Origin of the sequence: Streptococcus xiaochunlingii, assembly GCF_006385805.1 — a bacterium.
Lineage (GTDB): Bacteria > Bacillota > Bacilli > Lactobacillales > Streptococcaceae > Streptococcus > Streptococcus xiaochunlingii.
The window spans coordinates 360,443-375,631 of sequence record NZ_VFSG01000001.1 but is presented as its reverse complement, the minus strand read 5'-3'; the positions used below and the strand labels follow the sequence as shown (position 1 = coordinate 375,631).

Here is a 15,189-nt window from a genome sequence, read left to right as displayed (position 1 = left end):
GTCTTCCTCCTTACAAGAGTGCCTCGATAACAGCATTGGCCTGGTCAAAGTAAAAAGGTTCTCGCCGGTAAACAATCCCCGTCTCCTGGGCTAAACTCACCAAGAGTTCCATAAAATGCTGGGAGGAGAAACCAGTCGTCCGGTGCAATTCTTCCTCATCAAAGGGTTTGATCAAGTGGGCCAGAGGATTGCGGACAGATTTCTCCAACTCCCGCAGTTGCTTGGCCGCATCCTTGATGGAATCTGTCAAGTCCAAGAGTAAGATCAACTCCGTCAAACTGGACGAATTGACCGCACTCTCGCTATGGAATTGTTGCAATGCTGGATTTTCAGAGGCCCGAATCTTGTCAAACTTCCAATGGTCATAGCTGGACTCTTTAGAGTTGTGAATGTAGTCCGCAATATCAGGGATCTGCATCTCAATCAAACGCATAAAGATCCGATAAATAGCTGGACTCACCGCCCGAATAAAGTCGATAATCTGCTCGTTGCGGAGCTTGGCTTCTAAATCATACAGATAGTTCGCCAACTGTTCCTCTTCAGGATTTTCATGCCAAAAAAGCTGAAAACCTGTTGCATCTAGCAAGTCAGTTTTCAACTTTTGGTTCATGATTGGTTGGATATTGAGCTCTCGACGCTCGGCCATTAACTGCAATAATATCAAGACCAGTTCTGGCACACTCTTCTGCTTCCTAGCAGAGCGTAGGGCCCGACTATACTGGTAGGTCTGAAGGTCGTAGAGCCACTCATCATGAAGGTTTTCTGTCATTAGTCTGCGATCAAGGTTTCAAGACCAACTTTCATCATATCAGTGAAAGTATTTTGACGTTCTTCTGCAGTCGTATCCTCATCTGGATTGACCAAGCTATCAGAAATGGTCATGATGGCAAGGGCATCCACATGGTGTTGAGCAGCAAGATAGTAAAGAGCCGCTGCTTCCATTTCCACAGCTTTCACGCCCCATTTACCAAGCTCCAAGTTCTTTTCAAAGTAGTTTGAATAGAAGACATCAGAAGACAAGACATTCCCAACGTGAGTGGTCATACCAAGGTCTTTGGCAATGTGGTAGGCCTTATCAAGCAAATCAAAGCTTGCGATTTGTGGGAAATCGTATTGAGGCCAGTCGTTACGGATGATGTTTGAGTTGGTTGCGGCAGCTTGCGCCAAGACCAATTCACGGACGTGGACATCGCCATTCAAAGAACCAGCTGTACCCACACGGATCAATTTCTTCACGCCGTAGTCCACGATCAACTCACGCGCATAGATAGAGATGGATGGCATCCCCATTCCAGTTCCCATAACAGATACACGATGACCCTTGTAAGTACCTGTGTAACCAAACATGTTCCGGACTTCGTTAAAACATACAGCATCCTCAAGGAAATTCTCAGCGATAAATTTCGCACGAAGAGGATCTCCAGGAAGAAGAATTTTATCAGCAATTTCACCTTGCTTAGCAGCAATATGGATAGACATAATTAAGATATAAAGGGTGACAGAGAACAAAGTAAAAATAGGAAACTGACGACGCATCGCAGATGCTAGACAGTTTATCTTTTTTACACAGTTCTCCGCCCGTATTCAGTTCAGCGAATACGGTAAACCCATCCTTTCTTTTTTTATTGAGTGATTTGGAGAGCGACCAGAAAGCGACTGAAAATTAGGAATCTGACGAGAAATCCTGATTTCTCAGTCAGATTATCTATTTTCCGAGCTTTCCGCTCGTGTTCAAATCAGAACACATGCTCTACCTTTCTGTGTGTATTTTTTAGAAAGCTTTCTGCTCGTGTTCAAGTCAGAACACAAACTCTAGCTTTCCGAATTCATCATAGAGGCCCGGCATCAAAAGTGGGGTTTATTCCAGCCCCAACAAGCCTGGTTCCTTATATGCTTAGTTAAATTATACCATAAGAAGATAGGTTTCATCTAGCTTGTAGGGTAAATCCCCTATATAAAAACTACTGAATCTTATCTACTGGAGACTCCTTGATTTTTTCCCCATGAGATGATCCAATCCTTTGGAGAAACCAACAGTTAGAAAAGCTGTCAGCAAGAGATAGGGTAGAGCTGTTAACCCTTGTCCCGTAAACCCAAGGACCAAGCCAGTTGCAGATAAGGGAGCTTTTAAGGTCACTGTCAAAAAGCAAACCGAACCTAGGAGAAAGAAAGCTGGAGTATTTCCAACACCAAGTACCAAAGAGATAAGGGCTGCTCCTGCCATTCCCAGTGCAAAGGAAGGCGTCAGAGTCCCTCCATAGGCCCCGGCCCTAAAGGTAACCAGAACGACTAGAGCTTTTAGGGTAAACAGGAGTAGAATCGTCTGCCATGTGGCCCCATTGAGAATCTCCTGAGCCATCATCCGCCCATTTCCAAGCAGGTGGGGCTGAAAGCTTGCTAGACCAGCTAGGAAAACAAATGCTAATGGCAAAGTGATGAGAATTCGTTTGTCCTTGATTCGATGATTGACGGCCTTCTTTGTGAAACGGGCAAAGAGCCAGGCTACTGGAGTAAGGATGACTATTCCAATAAGCATCTGCCATAAGACAGTATGTGACCAAGTTATTTCAGGCACTTGATAGAGGGCTCTGTCTGAAATAATCAAGCCTGCCGTATAAGCAGCCATATAAGTAGTAATCCCGGCCAAGACAAAGCGTTTTATCGAAAATGCCAGCCCCAAGGTTTCAAAGATAAAAAAGACACTGGTTAGTGGCACTTGGTAGACCGATGCCAAGCCTGCGCCAGCCCCGCAAGCAATCAGAAAGATGCGGTCCTTAAACGATAAGTCTAGTACTCGTCCAAGCGGAGTTGCCAATAAGGCCCCAATCTCTCGGGGTGCTCCTTCTTTTCCTACTGGTGCACCAGCTCCTACGGCAATGATTTGCCAGGTGGAATGGAGTAGCTGCTTCCAGAAATGAAGACGGGGACGTGAAGCTTCCTCCTTCATCTGGCCCTTGATAGAAAGGATGTTTCCTTTTCGTTGCAGGAAATACCAGACTAAGGCTGAACAGCCACCAACAAGAAGGAGACCGGTCAAAATCCGTGAAGGCGCCACTCCATCTGTCAAAAAGCCAGACTGGTGCTCTGAACGCCCAAAAGCCAACCATTCCACCAATTCTAATAGGTAATGAAGAAAGATACCCGCTAAACCTGAAACAAGCCCTAGCAGACAAGCTGCTAGGACTAGTCTTCGTTTATAGGCAATTGTTTGAAGGGATTTCACAATTCTTTCCAATGTTCTTACAACTCAGCAAGAATCGCTTTAAGCAATCCTTTGAAGTCTCCCTTGACGCGCTCAGTCACTTCCACTACTTCTTCGTGGTTGAGCTCTTCTTGGAAACCAGCCGCAAAGTTGGTAATACATGAAATACCAAGAACCTTCAAACCAGAGTGAGCAGCAACGATGACTTCAGGAACAGTTGACATACCGACAGCGTCTGCTCCAAGAGTCTTATATGCACGGATTTCAGCTGGAGTTTCATAGGTAGGACCTGTCACACCAATATAAACCCCATCATCCAGTTTAATTCCCAATTTGTCAGCCACTTGATGAGCAGTCTCACGGTATTCTGGAGTGTAAGCTTTCGACATATCAGGGAAACGTGGACCAAAGTCATCCAAGTTTTCACCAATCAATGGGTTTTGACCAGTCATGTTGATGTGGTCAGTGATGGCCATCAAAGTACCAGGACCGAAGCCAATACCACCTGCAGCGTTGGTGACAAGCACTCCTTCACATCCCAAAACTTTCATGACACGAACTGGGAAAGTCACCACTTCCAATGGGTTTCCTTCGTAGAAGTGGAAACGTCCTTGAAGGGCCAAGACTTTACGTCCAGCAAGATCACCATAAACCAATTTACCAGCGTGTCCGACTACTGTTGATTGACCCCAGTTTGGAATTTCGGAGTAGTCTACTACAACTGCATTTTCGATTTCTTCAGCCAATTCTCCAAGGCCTGATCCAAGGATCAAACCAAACTCAGGAGCTTCGATTCCTTTGCCCTTCAAAAATGCTGCTGTTTCATTGATTTTTGCTAATAATGTCATTGTGTTCCTCCTATTATTTCTTAAGTAATGTACCGATTTTGTCAAAGGTGTTGGCGTTGCGAATAGTCATCTGTCGATAGAAAGGCATCTTCATCAGATGTTTGTGGTAGGCCGTTTTAGCATAGCTTTCTTCTGAGAATTTCCCCCAGAAAACCGCTAGCTTGCCAAAGTGGAGCACTTCTTCTCCCAAATCCAAAGCCAGCAGCTTCTCTTCTACGGATTCCCTATCCAAGCCCTCGGTGTAAAAGAGGACATCCTTGCGGGTCATTTCTTCCGTCCACCAGTCCGGTAAGTTCGCACATTCTGCTTCATAGTCTTCTCGACTCAGGAGAGAAAAGCGCTCAATAAAGGGATAATGGTTCCCAAAGAAGGTCGACAGCCCCTCCACTAATTGAGTCCGCGGAAGATCCGTCGTAAAGAAGGTATTGCCACTATTGATGTAGGTTTCCACTTGGCCGAGGCCTAGATCCGTCAATTGCTGACGCAGATCCGCCATGACCACCTTATTCTTGCCGCCAACATTGATTCCTCTTACGAGTAAGGCAAATCGCGTCATCTTAGACCAATTTATCTAAGAAGCTTTCACCGATCATGGCTTTCTCCACACCGAAGTTGTCCGCCACTGTCGCTGAGATATCCGCAAAGTGTCCAACTGGGATCAAGCCACTACCTTTGAAGGATTGGCTGTAAGCCAAGAACGGGATGTACTCACGCGTATGGTCAGTACCAGCGTATGTAGGGTCGTTTCCGTGGTCAGCCGTGATCATCAAGAGATCATCTTCTTTTATAGCAGCGATGATTTCCGGCAAGCGCTCGTCAAACTCATGCAAGCAATCACGGTAACCATGTGGATCACGACGGTGACCATAAAGGGCATCGAAGTCTACCAAGTTGGTAAATGAAAAGCCATGTTTAAAGTCTTCTGATTTCATAGCCTTGATCAAGTTGTCAATACCGTGGCTGTTTGATTTGTTGTGGCCCATATCATGGTTGATACCAGCGCCGTTGAAGATATCGCTGATCTTACCAACTGAGTAAGTATCGATACCAGCTTCGTTCAATTTGTCCAAAACAGTTGGCGCAAATGGTGAAACGGCCAAGTCACGACGGTTAGCCGTACGTGTGAAGTTTCCTGGTTCCCCAACATAAGGACGAGCAATGATGCGTCCAAGAAGAGCTGGACGTTCCAATGTGATAGAACGAGCGTATTCACAGATACGGTAGAGTTCATCCAAAGGAATGATGTCTTCATGGGCTGCGATTTGAAGAACTGGGTCAGCTGATGTATAGATGATCAACTCGCCTGTTTCCATTTGACGTGGTCCGAAGTCATCGATGACCGCCGTACCAGAATAAGGTTTGTTAGCTTCGCGGATGACCTTACGACCTGAGAATTCTTCAATCTTAGTAATAATTTCTTCTGGGAATCCATTCCAGAATGTATCAAAGGGTTCTGTAATATTAAGGCCCATGATTTCCCAGTGACCTGTCATGGTATCTTTTCCAAGAGAGACTTCTTCTAACTTCGTTGCGTAACCAGTTGGATTGCTCTCAGCAGGTACAGTCTTTAAGGGTTGTTCACGCGGAATATTTCCAAGACCAAGCTTTGCCATGTTTGGTACATTCAAACCAACTGCTTTTGAGATGTGTCCAAGTGTGTCAGATGCGCCATCAGGTACACCGGCATTGACAAAGTTATTAGCATCTGGAGCTGCTCCGATCCCTACTGAATCCAATACAACTAAATGCATACGATTAAATTTTGGCATTTTGAATGTCTCCTTTATAATTTAAACTGAATACAGTATAACACAAATTTTTGAAAATGTAACGCTTTCATATAAAATTTTATAAATAAGTTTTATATCCTCAGAAAAAAGGACAAAATGCCCTTTTTAAAGTGATTTGCTAATGATTTTTGGACCTTCTGGTGTCCCAACGATGACTTTTGAAACCATTCCTAAGAAGAGACCATGGTCGACAACACCGACAGTCCGGTCCAACTCTTCTGCTAAGGCTTCAGCGTCTGGGATCACTTTCAAATCCAAATCAATGATAAAGTTACCTTGGTCGGTCACAAAGCGCTGGCCCTCCTTTTCACGGTAAGCTGGTGAATAGCCCTTCTTCTCAAAATGACGGAAAAGATTCTCTGCTCCGTATTGAACCACTTCTACTGGTAGTTTAAAGGCACCAAGCGTCTCCACTTGTTTAGACTCATCGACAATCCAGATGCAGTCTTTTGAGTTGGTCGCAACGATTTTCTCCATCAAGAGGGCACCGCCCCCACCTTTAATCCCGTTCAAAGCAGGGTCTACTTCATCCGCACCATCTACGGTCAAGTCTACCACTTCTACATCGTCAATGGCTTTGAGAGGAATTCCCAAACCTGCAGCCTGTTCATAGGTCACGCTTGAGGTCGTTACAGCAGTAATCTTCAAACCTTCTTCCTTGATGCGACGCCCCAATTCAGCCACAAAATAATAAGCAGTTGACCCTGTACCAAGACCGACAATCATGCCGTCAGTAACAAACTCAGCCGCCTTAATGCCTACCTGTTCTTTTAGGTTTACCATCATAGACCTCCATTTCTATTCATATTTAGTATAGCATATTGGCCGACAGATTTCACTAGTTAACTGAAAACCTTTTCAACTTCTCCATCTAAAAGCAATATCTTGCCCCTCTTGCTAGTTTACGATAGAATAGAAGGGAATACACAGGAAAAGAGAAGATACATGATTACTAGAGAATTTGATACTATCGCTGCGATCTCGACTCCGCTCGGTGAAGGGGCTATTGGGATTGTCCGCTTGAGTGGAACAGACAGCTTTAAAATCGCACAAAAGATCTTTAAAGGAAAAGACTTGAATAGCGTGGCTAGCCATACCCTCAACTACGGCCATATCGTGGATCCAGATAAGGATGAGATCCTCGACGAAGTCATGGTTGGAGCCATGCGCTCTCCTAAGACCTTCACTCGCGAAGATATCATCGAGATCAACACTCACGGTGGGATTGCTGTGACCAATGAAATCCTGCAATTGGTGATCCGCGAAGGTGCTCGATTAGCTGAGCCAGGTGAATTTACCAAGCGGGCCTTCCTCAATGGTCGTGTCGATTTGACCCAGGCTGAGGCGGTCATGGATATTATCCGCGCCAAGACTGACAAGGCTATGAACATCGCTGTCAAACAGTTGGATGGATCCCTCTCTGATCTCATCAACAACACGCGCCAAGAGATCCTCAATACCCTGGCTCAGGTCGAAGTCAACATCGACTATCCTGAGTACGACGACGTCGAGGAAGCAACGACTGAGATCATCCTTGAGAAGACCACTGAGTTTGAAGCCCTCTTGACCAACCTCCTCAAGACAGCTCGCCGGGGTAAGATCTTACGTGAAGGGATCTCTACTGCTATCATCGGCCGGCCAAACGTCGGTAAGTCTAGCCTTCTCAACAACCTCCTGCGCGAGGAAAAAGCTATCGTGACCGATATCGAAGGGACCACCCGGGACGTCATCGAGGAATACGTCAACATCAACGGTGTTCCTCTCAAGCTGGTCGATACGGCTGGGATCCGCGAGACCGAGGACATCGTCGAGCGCATCGGTGTGGAGCGCTCTCGCAAAGCCCTTAAAGAAGCCGACCTGGTCCTTCTAGTCCTCAATGCCAGTGAACCCTTAACCGATCAGGATCGCCAGTTGCTAGAAATCTCTCAAGACAGCAACCGCATCATCCTCCTCAACAAGGTCGATCTCCCGCAGCAAATCGAGTTGGACGAGATCCCTGCCGATCATATTAAAATTTCTGTCCTTAAAAATCAAAATATCAACCAGATCGAAGACCGGATCAATGCTCTCTTCTTCGAAAACGCTGGCCTGGTCGAGCAAGATGCTACATACCTGTCCAATGCCCGCCACATCTCTCTCATTGAGAAAGCCGTTGAAAGCCTCCAAGCAGTCAACGAAGGCCTGGCTATGGGCATGCCAGTAGATCTACTCCAAGTCGACCTGACCCGTACTTGGGAAATCCTTGGAGAGATCACAGGAGACGCTGCTCCAGACGAGCTCATCACCCAACTCTTCAGCCAGTTCTGTCTTGGAAAATAACCATCAAAAAAATCGTATGTTTGAAACATACGATTTTTCTATTATTAATTTCCTTGGTCCAGACTTTGAACAGTGAGGTAGGCTTGGTAGACCAAGAAGAGTCCGACTGCTGTCAAGAATGGAATAGCGAGAGGAAGTTCTGTCTCGATTTGGCCAAATGGTGAATTGCCGACAAAGTGAAGACCAAAACCAGATACAAAATAGAACCAACCCGTCAGCATCAACTCCTTGCGACCTTTTGTCGCTTGGACGATTAAGTAGAGACCTACCATGAAGAGGGCTGTGTAGACCCAGTGTGATACGACCCCATTCATGATCCGACCTAGGATACCAGATACTGCGTATGAGAAGCCTTCTGGCATGTCTTGACGGATATAGGCAAAGTCCTCCACAATCTGGAAACCAAGACCAGATGCAATCGCTAAAAGGAAGATAGATTTGATCCGACGCACATTGAACAAGTAGAGGACAAAGAAGATCGGAATCAACTTGAAGGGTTCCTCAAAGAGGGGGCCTGCGATGGCACTCTCATACTGGTTCCAAAAGTCGCTATTAGGCGCTACCGCTTGAATCATCTCGTGGAAATAGGTATTGGCAAAACTAGACAACCAACCTGCGATAAAGCCCCCACCTAGGAGAGAAAAAAGAACCGGAATCCAAGACAACTTCCACTTCTTGGCGAAATGAAAGAGAGCCCAAACAGCAGGAATCGCATAAACTAGGAGCAAGAGCACAGAGATACCAATAATCCCATACTGACTGCCTGTCATCCAACCAGCTGTGATAGACTGCGTCTCATAGGCCAGACCAATCGAGAGCAAGAACAAAAATAGAAACAAAATCGATTTGCGTTTCATAAAAAACCTTTCTTAAAAACAATTAAAAAGGCTGGAATCCCAGTCTTTTTGTCTATATGGATATTGTAACAAGAAAAGCTTAAAAAAACAATAAATGGCTACGGAAATAGCGACTGCTGGTTGCTGCAAATTATTGAAGGCATTTTAGGACCATTCGAAACAACAAAGCTCTAAAACTAGGAAACATTGATACTATCAACTCCACACATCCTACATAGATAGATTCTCTTATATTTTTTACTATCTTCAAAACTATATCTTATACAAATTATTTAATCTTTCTAACTCAAATACATTCATACATACTTCTACTCCAGTAACTACCCCCTTACTATAAATAATTCCACAGGAAAACACAATCCTCTCCTTACTCAAAATATTTGACAATACTACAAATGATTCCAAAACATAATCCTCTATAGTAATAAAACAATTATTTTCATCTTTGAAAAACTCTATAAATCCAATATCCTTACACCTACCACGTAAATAAAACTTAAGTGATTTTAAAAAGTAATCAAAAAACACATTACTCTCCATAGAAAACCTCTCATTTTTAAAATATTCTGACATAATCATACAAAAAATAAGTTTTGGAACCATTCGAAACAGCACAACTCTAAAACATCAACACACGGTCAAAAGTAAACTGCAGCCAAAAGTTAGATAGAAAAAATCTAACTATTGGGGTGCGGTTCAACTCTCAGAATTTCATTTCTATTTCTGTCCCCTGCCGGCATATAAAAGATTCTTAGAAATGTTATTCTAATAGGCTTTTAGATAATTCAGGTCAATTCAGTCTAACTTATTTTTTATCAACCTTTACTTTAACACTTTTTATAACTCATCAATTCATCGATAGTGCTCTTTTGAGTTCTACTTTACTCCGGTAATTCTACCTTCAAGCTCATATCCGTCTGTTGAAATAGCTTCTGAACCGTTGTGAGAAAAGCTAGACCGTTATCAGATGGAGAATATTGGAAAGTAATTAGGATGACTTTTTTATCAAAGTTATCACCATATCGATCCACATATTGCTTGCTTTCGAGGAAGTGAATATAATTGTTGATTTTTTCCTGCAGAATTTCCAAATGGACTGCTTCTATCTCTTCCTCCCAGCCAACTGGATCCACCAGAAGAAGTTCTAAATGACTATCAACAACACCAATAGCGTCAAGTTCAGTTGGTTTGAGCTCTGAAGAAATTGCTTTTTGTAACAGTTCTTCAAATTCTTGATTGGAAAACAATCGTTTAATAGATGATGGATTTACCAAAATACGAACCGGTGAGGATCTAAAGTAATTTTGCCTAGCTACTTCTTTACTTTCCTTAGTCACCCATTCTCCAGTTTGTAAGAATAGCTCAACCTCGAAAGCATCCTGTTCTGACATTAAAGCTTTATCTACTAATTCTTTACTGAGTGGATAAGTAACTTCTCTATCTTGAAAACCTCCCGTCATCCAAGACATTGTATAATTGCCATTTTCTTCAGTTATAATAAACCCATTTCCTTTTATTATTGTCATATTCATCCTTCTCTGCCTATTTCAATGGCGATACATAATCGTCTGGAAGATTGCCTCTCCAGTCAATCCATTTTTGTTCAGCAAGTGGAATTAATCTTTCAAGTTCTTCCTGAGTAAATAATTCCCAACTCTTAGGATTAGCTATTAAAGGAGTTAAGCCTTTTAATATAAATTGTTTCTCACTAGCTTTCTTTTCTTCTTCCGTCGGTGGCCAACAATCGTTCTGAATCTTCCAAGATACTTCTAGTGGTGTTCTCTCCCCACTCTCTAGTAAGGCAAATAATTCATTTGGTAATTCATAAACCGCTAACCAAGAAGCCACGGTTCCTTCTTCTAAAACCAAATAATACTTGTCCTCATTTTTCCAGATGGATTTCCCATATCCTTCAACTTCTTCAAACTGGATAACATCTTCCCATTCTAGGTTTGTTGGTTTCATTTTATACCTCTTTTACTTAAGTGGCGATACATAATCATCTGGAAGTTTGCCTTCAGATTCAATCCACTGTTTCTCAGCAATTGGAATCAATTCTTTAAGTTCTTCCTTAGAAAATAACTTCCTATTTTTAGGGACATCTATCAAAGAAGCTGGATATTTACTTATAAATTTTCTTCTAGACTCTTTTCTCTCTTCTTCCGTCGGTGGCCAACGATCGGTCTGAAGTTTACTTAATACTTCTAACTCCGTTCTCTCCCCACTTTCTAATAAGGCAAATAACTCGTTTGGTAATTCATAAACCACACGCTGAGGGGCAATTCCTCCCTCCTCGGAAACGTAATAAAGATGATTGCCATCTCTCCAAATGTGCTGACCATAACCTTTTACTTCTTCGAACTGGATAACATCTTCCCATTCTAGTTTTGTTGGTTTCATTTGTATTCTCCTAGTGCAAGTTTTTCTCTCAACCAGAATATCATAAAATCAGGCTTCTTTTTCTCTTCCTCAATAGGCGAAGCCATCTTTTACCCATTTTCTAGTTTCTAAATCTAGATTAAAATAGAAATCACTTCGACCAGATTTATCAAAACAATCCTCTTTAAGAGCCTCGCATACAATTCTCAGTTTCTTCTTACTTATCTCAGAAATATATAGCATAGTAAACCCTGCAGGAGATTCAATTTGGTCGATTTTCTCACCTTCTAAATTATAAACCTCTAGTTCTGATGGAACGTCAAAATCGCTGGATGAGCGAAATATGCTCAAGATACGCTGATATTTAGGGCTAAAGCGAAGACAATGTAAATGATGAAAACTAATCTGATGCTTCCCATTATGATTCCAATCTAGGGTCCCTTCTAGTAGATTTTGTTGCCCTAACAATTTTCCTTCTAAACTAAAGTAGAAAATGATTTTACTTACAAAGTTTTCTCCACTATAGACGATAACAATGTTCTTATCTTTATCATATTCTGCATGAATGATATCTGGTAGTTCTATCTTTATTACAGAACCATCCCACTCCCATATGACCATCCGTTCACTGTAATCGATTTTCATCATCCTTCTCCTACTCTAACTCAGATAAATTCGATCTGTATTGTTTGCTCAGTCATCATGGAGTTCACTTCCTCGATGAGTTTATCGATCTCTTTTTGTGAGATACGAATGTGATTGTATGGTGGCTCCCAATTCTGTATACTTGACCTATATACAGTAAAACTTCCATCGGTCAACAATTCACCCTCTGCTTTTAAAACATAACCATTTTCATAGTCAAATGTGATGATAGACCTTGTACCAGAAATTTTCATTTTTCTTCCTTTTCTTATATCCCTTTCAGACTAAACTTGTATAGCACTCATAATCTTTTTTATTTAGTGTTCAAAGATGATAGAACTACCTTAAAAATCAATGTTAACGTTTTCCACTATTATACCATACAAGAACTTTTCCCAAGATCCATCCTTGCATAAACCAACAAAAAAACACTGAAGAATCAGTGTTTCATTTCTATTTATGTCCCCTGCCGGAATCGAACCAGCAATTACTCCTTAGGAGGGAGTTGTTATATCCATTGAACTAAGGGGACCTATAAAAAAAGAAGCGAGATCACTCCCGCCTCCTTGTTCGTCTTAACGACGGATTTCTTTAATACGAGCTGCTTTACCTTGCAATGCACGAAGGTAGTACAATTTCGCACGACGTACTTTACCGTAACGTACAACTTCAATCTTTTCTACACGTGGAGTGTGTACTGGGAATGTACGTTCAACACCGACACCGTTAGAGATTTTACGAACAGTGTACATTTCAGTGTGTCCTTGACCTTTACGAGCGATAACAACACCTTCAAAGATCTGGATACGTTCACGAGATCCTTCGACAACTTTCGCGTGTACACGAACAGTGTCACCAGGACGGAATGCAGGGATATCAGTACGAAGTTGACCTTCAGTCAAGCTTTGGATTAATGGATTCATTTTATTCTCCTATCTTCGTCAATCTTGAGGGCTACTCCCTCAGCGGATAAACTGTATTTTTGTGCTTCCATTACGCACAAAATTTATAATACCAAAAGAATGTCCTTTTGTAAAGGATTATTGCAACTTTTTCGCAACTTTTTGTCCTCCATAGATAGACAGGGCTGGAAAGAGACGCGTAGCCACCAGACAGACCAAGAGAAAGGCTGGCCAATGCTGGAAACCAAAGATCTCACAACCAATCAGAATGGGGCCGATCGTCGTCGACGTTGCTCCTGCGAAGACCGCCGCATAGCCTAAGGCGGCTACCAGATAAATCGGAAGTCCAAAGAAAGTAGCTAGCCAGACACCCAAACTCGCCCCGATAGAAAAGAGCGGGGTTACTTCTCCTCCCTTATAGCCTGCAGCAATGGTCGTCACTGTAAATAGGAGCTTGAGGATCCAGTCTGCCCCAGTGATCAAGCTCTTCCCATCAGCTCCTTCAAAGCTTTGCGAGATCAGATTGGTTCCCAGTCCCGAATAGCGACCTGTCCCAATCAGATACAAGAGAATACTGAGGCCGAGACCGACCACTCCAATCCTCACATAGGGATTGACGAAGGCCTTGGCAAAACCTTGTTTAAACTTGCCTAGCAGATAGGCAAAGAGCTTGCCTGTCAGACCAAATATGAGCCCTAAGAGAAGCAACTGTAAGAATACTTGTAGGGATAGAGATAGCTTGTCTGAAATGACTTGAGTAAACTTCTCTAGCCCCAAGGTGTGAGAGGTCCAACTAGCAACAAAGGCTGCGATTGTCGCAGGATAGAGAGCACGCCATTCTAGTCTCCCTATCACTAGGACTTCCATGGCAAAGAAGATGGCAGCTAGGGGCGTCTGAAAGAGTCCGCCAAAGCCAGCAGCCATCCCAGTGACCAAATAGATCCGTGAAGCGTCTGGACCAAGTCTCTCTCTTCGTAGAGCATGGGCCACTGTCCCACCGAGCTGGACCGCCACTCCTTCTCGACCAGCGGACCCACCAAAGAGATGCGTCATCCAGGTAGAAAGGATAGTCAAGGGTATCAAGCGCTTGGGAATGTCTTTCTCGCTTCCCTCTCCGACTTCAAAGAGGAGCTCCATCCCTTTTTGACTCTTGCCCCCATAGGTGCGATTGAGATAGGTGATCAAGATACCTGCTAGAGCTAGAAAGGGCAAGAGATAGAGGAGATAGTCCGTACGAACTTCTCCAATCCCAATCAAGACCCGCCCAAAGAGGGTATCAATCACCCCAACAATCGCCCCGATTATGAGGGCATCTAGGGTATAAACTAAGGTTCTTTTAATCATCGTCATCTTGGGCACCCTAGTCCGCATCTAATTGATCGGCCTGATAGCCTCTAGACCGCTTCATCAAGTCCCGATAAGTGGCAAGGATGGTTTCCTCATAGCGTTTCTCCTGGACCAAGCTGGCTACATTGGCTAAGACCTCATCTTCTCTAGCCCGGTCCAAGACAGGATTTTGATGGGTTTCTTTGTAGCGAATGACATCTTCTACACAGTGCATCCGGCGTTCTAATAGACGGACCAATTCTTTATCGATGCTATCAATCTCTTGGCGAATCTTCTCTAATTCCATACTGGTCTCCTCACTTTTTGCTACCCATTTTATCAAAAATCGAGCTATCTTACTAGCCCTATCCAGCTATTGAATGTTTTCATCCATAAAAAAAAGTGCCTGCCACATGCAAACACCTTTCTTAGCTATGGATTAGCCAACTTTTGCTGCGAGTTCATCTGCAAAAGCTTCTAATTTTTCAATATCTTCGTCTTCAGCTGACAGATCCACTTTGACGCACTCAGAACCTTTAACCGCACCCGTCGCTGCAAAGACACGATCAAAGTCATCGACCGCCTTACAGAACTCGTCGTAGAAGGTATCACCTGAACCAACGACACCGTAGATCTTACCGTTCAAGTCAAGACCAGCTAAGTCTTCATAAAAGTCAACGATTTCGTCAGGAAGCTCACCATCACCGTAGGTATAGGTCGCTACGACTGCAATATCAGCCTCAAGAAAGTCCTCTGCGTCTACTGTTGTACATTCGTCGACTTCTACTTCGACACCAAGATCACGAAACTTATCTGCTACGATATCAGCAATCTCTTCTGTATTTCCTGTCATACTTGCAAAAACAATCTTTGCTAATGTCATAATTCCCTCCAAATAATAATCTTATGACATTATACCAC

The 15,189-nt window shown here is 43.2% G+C and carries 19 protein-coding genes and 1 tRNA gene; 1 reads left to right on the top strand and 19 read right to left on the bottom strand.

Features of this window, described 5'->3' with window-relative positions; genetic code table 11:
* Window positions 1-10 precede the first annotated feature (10 nt).
* From FJR71_RS01965 to rpiA, 7 genes are all read right to left on the bottom strand, one after another.
* On the bottom strand, window positions 11-769 hold the full coding sequence (locus FJR71_RS01965; protein ID WP_140813953.1) for a hypothetical protein: 759 nt from the start codon (window positions 767-769) through the stop codon (window positions 11-13).
* Window positions 769-1,479 (bottom strand): purine-nucleoside phosphorylase, encoded by a 711-nt coding sequence (deoD, locus tag FJR71_RS01960; protein WP_048716249.1) that lies wholly within the window; start codon window positions 1,477-1,479, stop codon window positions 769-771. The genes FJR71_RS01965 and deoD overlap by 1 nt, the downstream gene beginning before the upstream one ends.
* Before the next feature lie 496 nt (window positions 1,480-1,975).
* Window positions 1,976-3,223 carry a chloride channel protein gene (locus tag FJR71_RS01950; RefSeq protein ID WP_422070346.1) on the bottom strand — a complete coding sequence of 416 codons (1,248 nt, stop codon included), beginning with the start codon at window positions 3,221-3,223 and terminating at the stop codon, window positions 1,976-1,978.
* A 17-nt stretch (window positions 3,224-3,240) separates the two neighbouring features.
* Window positions 3,241-4,050 carry a purine-nucleoside phosphorylase gene (locus FJR71_RS01945; protein WP_140813950.1) on the bottom strand — a complete coding sequence of 270 codons (810 nt, stop codon included), beginning with the start codon at window positions 4,048-4,050 and terminating at the stop codon, window positions 3,241-3,243.
* A gap of 13 nt (window positions 4,051-4,063) precedes the next feature.
* A complete protein-coding gene (locus FJR71_RS01940) occupies window positions 4,064-4,606 on the bottom strand; it encodes a DUF1697 domain-containing protein (RefSeq protein WP_140813949.1) in 543 nt (180 codons plus the stop codon).
* 1 nt (window position 4,607) lies between these two features.
* Window positions 4,608-5,819, bottom strand: a complete 1,212-nt coding sequence (locus FJR71_RS01935; protein ID WP_140813948.1) for a phosphopentomutase — start codon at window positions 5,817-5,819, stop codon at window positions 4,608-4,610.
* Between the two features lie 126 nt (window positions 5,820-5,945).
* Window positions 5,946-6,623, bottom strand: coding sequence for a ribose-5-phosphate isomerase RpiA (rpiA, locus tag FJR71_RS01930; RefSeq protein WP_140814436.1), 678 nt, complete (start codon window positions 6,621-6,623; stop codon window positions 5,946-5,948).
* Window positions 6,624-6,785: 162 nt separating this feature from the next.
* Here rpiA and mnmE point away from each other — a divergent pair, with 162 nt between their 5' ends.
* A complete protein-coding gene (mnmE, locus tag FJR71_RS01925; protein WP_140813947.1) occupies window positions 6,786-8,159 on the top strand; it encodes a tRNA uridine-5-carboxymethylaminomethyl(34) synthesis GTPase MnmE in 1,374 nt (457 codons plus the stop codon).
* Between the two features lie 44 nt (window positions 8,160-8,203).
* Here the strand turns inward: mnmE and FJR71_RS01920 are convergent, their stop codons facing one another.
* The 12 genes from FJR71_RS01920 to FJR71_RS01865 all read right to left on the bottom strand — a co-directional run bounded on the left by FJR71_RS01920 (window position 8,204) and on the right by FJR71_RS01865 (window position 15,151).
* Window positions 8,204-9,016, bottom strand: coding sequence for a PrsW family glutamic-type intramembrane protease (locus FJR71_RS01920; RefSeq protein WP_048715859.1), 813 nt, complete (start codon window positions 9,014-9,016; stop codon window positions 8,204-8,206).
* A 252-nt stretch (window positions 9,017-9,268) separates the two neighbouring features.
* Window positions 9,269-9,556 (bottom strand): hypothetical protein, encoded by a 288-nt coding sequence (locus tag FJR71_RS01915; protein WP_140813946.1) that lies wholly within the window; start codon window positions 9,554-9,556, stop codon window positions 9,269-9,271.
* Window positions 9,557-9,897: 341 nt separating this feature from the next.
* Window positions 9,898-10,542, bottom strand: coding sequence for a DUF6572 domain-containing protein (locus tag FJR71_RS01910; protein WP_140813945.1), 645 nt, complete (start codon window positions 10,540-10,542; stop codon window positions 9,898-9,900).
* A 16-nt stretch (window positions 10,543-10,558) separates the two neighbouring features.
* Window positions 10,559-10,981, bottom strand: coding sequence for a hypothetical protein (locus FJR71_RS01905; protein ID WP_140813944.1), 423 nt, complete (start codon window positions 10,979-10,981; stop codon window positions 10,559-10,561).
* A 12-nt stretch (window positions 10,982-10,993) separates the two neighbouring features.
* Window positions 10,994-11,416, bottom strand: coding sequence for a hypothetical protein (locus FJR71_RS01900; protein WP_140813943.1), 423 nt, complete (start codon window positions 11,414-11,416; stop codon window positions 10,994-10,996).
* A gap of 69 nt (window positions 11,417-11,485) precedes the next feature.
* On the bottom strand, window positions 11,486-12,040 hold the full coding sequence (locus tag FJR71_RS01895; protein WP_140813942.1) for a hypothetical protein: 555 nt from the start codon (window positions 12,038-12,040) through the stop codon (window positions 11,486-11,488).
* A 20-nt stretch (window positions 12,041-12,060) separates the two neighbouring features.
* Window positions 12,061-12,294, bottom strand: a complete 234-nt coding sequence (locus FJR71_RS01890; RefSeq protein ID WP_140813941.1) for an Imm74 family immunity protein — start codon at window positions 12,292-12,294, stop codon at window positions 12,061-12,063.
* A 206-nt stretch (window positions 12,295-12,500) separates the two neighbouring features.
* A tRNA-Arg gene (locus FJR71_RS01885) sits at window positions 12,501-12,572 on the bottom strand.
* Window positions 12,573-12,615: 43 nt separating this feature from the next.
* Window positions 12,616-12,963 (bottom strand): 50S ribosomal protein L19, encoded by a 348-nt coding sequence (rplS, locus tag FJR71_RS01880; RefSeq protein WP_003003254.1) that lies wholly within the window; start codon window positions 12,961-12,963, stop codon window positions 12,616-12,618.
* Window positions 12,964-13,080: 117 nt separating this feature from the next.
* Window positions 13,081-14,292, bottom strand: coding sequence for a chloride channel protein (locus FJR71_RS01875; protein ID WP_140813940.1), 1,212 nt, complete (start codon window positions 14,290-14,292; stop codon window positions 13,081-13,083).
* 10 nt (window positions 14,293-14,302) lie between these two features.
* Window positions 14,303-14,575 (bottom strand): chorismate mutase, encoded by a 273-nt coding sequence (locus tag FJR71_RS01870; protein ID WP_061563897.1) that lies wholly within the window; start codon window positions 14,573-14,575, stop codon window positions 14,303-14,305.
* Between the two features lie 132 nt (window positions 14,576-14,707).
* Window positions 14,708-15,151 (bottom strand): flavodoxin, encoded by a 444-nt coding sequence (locus tag FJR71_RS01865; protein WP_140813939.1) that lies wholly within the window; start codon window positions 15,149-15,151, stop codon window positions 14,708-14,710.
* Between the last annotated feature and the right edge of the window lie 38 nt (window positions 15,152-15,189).

Bases quoted from the DNA above. Each gene is read 5' to 3' on its own strand.
- FJR71_RS01910 (WP_140813945.1), bottom strand. From the start codon at position 10,542: ATGACAATAATAAAAGGAAATGGGTTTATTATAACTGAAGAAAATGGC.
- FJR71_RS01890 (WP_140813941.1), bottom strand. From the start codon at position 12,294: ATGAAAATTTCTGGTACAAGGTCTATCATCACATTTGACTATGAAAAT.
- FJR71_RS01870 (WP_061563897.1), bottom strand. From the start codon at position 14,575: ATGGAATTAGAGAAGATTCGCCAAGAGATTGATAGCATCGATAAAGAA.
- FJR71_RS01940 (WP_140813949.1), bottom strand. From the start codon at position 4,606: ATGACGCGATTTGCCTTACTCGTAAGAGGAATCAATGTTGGCGGCAAG.
- FJR71_RS01965 (WP_140813953.1), bottom strand. From the start codon at position 769: ATGACAGAAAACCTTCATGATGAGTGGCTCTACGACCTTCAGACCTAC.
- FJR71_RS01920 (WP_048715859.1), bottom strand. From the start codon at position 9,016: ATGAAACGCAAATCGATTTTGTTTCTATTTTTGTTCTTGCTCTCGATT.
- rplS (WP_003003254.1), bottom strand. From the start codon at position 12,963: ATGAATCCATTAATCCAAAGCTTGACTGAAGGTCAACTTCGTACTGAT.
- deoD (WP_048716249.1), bottom strand. From the start codon at position 1,479: ATGTCTATCCATATTGCTGCTAAGCAAGGTGAAATTGCTGATAAAATT.
- FJR71_RS01875 (WP_140813940.1), bottom strand. From the start codon at position 14,292: ATGACGATGATTAAAAGAACCTTAGTTTATACCCTAGATGCCCTCATA.
- FJR71_RS01865 (WP_140813939.1), bottom strand. From the start codon at position 15,151: ATGACATTAGCAAAGATTGTTTTTGCAAGTATGACAGGAAATACAGAA.
- FJR71_RS01900 (WP_140813943.1), bottom strand. From the start codon at position 11,416: ATGAAACCAACAAAACTAGAATGGGAAGATGTTATCCAGTTCGAAGAA.
- FJR71_RS01895 (WP_140813942.1), bottom strand. From the start codon at position 12,040: ATGAAAATCGATTACAGTGAACGGATGGTCATATGGGAGTGGGATGGT.
- FJR71_RS01915 (WP_140813946.1), bottom strand. From the start codon at position 9,556: ATGGAGAGTAATGTGTTTTTTGATTACTTTTTAAAATCACTTAAGTTT.
- FJR71_RS01945 (WP_140813950.1), bottom strand. From the start codon at position 4,050: ATGACATTATTAGCAAAAATCAATGAAACAGCAGCATTTTTGAAGGGC.
- mnmE (WP_140813947.1), top strand. From the start codon at position 6,786: ATGATTACTAGAGAATTTGATACTATCGCTGCGATCTCGACTCCGCTC.
- FJR71_RS01935 (WP_140813948.1), bottom strand. From the start codon at position 5,819: ATGCCAAAATTTAATCGTATGCATTTAGTTGTATTGGATTCAGTAGGG.
- rpiA (WP_140814436.1), bottom strand. From the start codon at position 6,623: ATGGTAAACCTAAAAGAACAGGTAGGCATTAAGGCGGCTGAGTTTGTT.
- FJR71_RS01905 (WP_140813944.1), bottom strand. From the start codon at position 10,981: ATGAAACCAACAAACCTAGAATGGGAAGATGTTATCCAGTTTGAAGAA.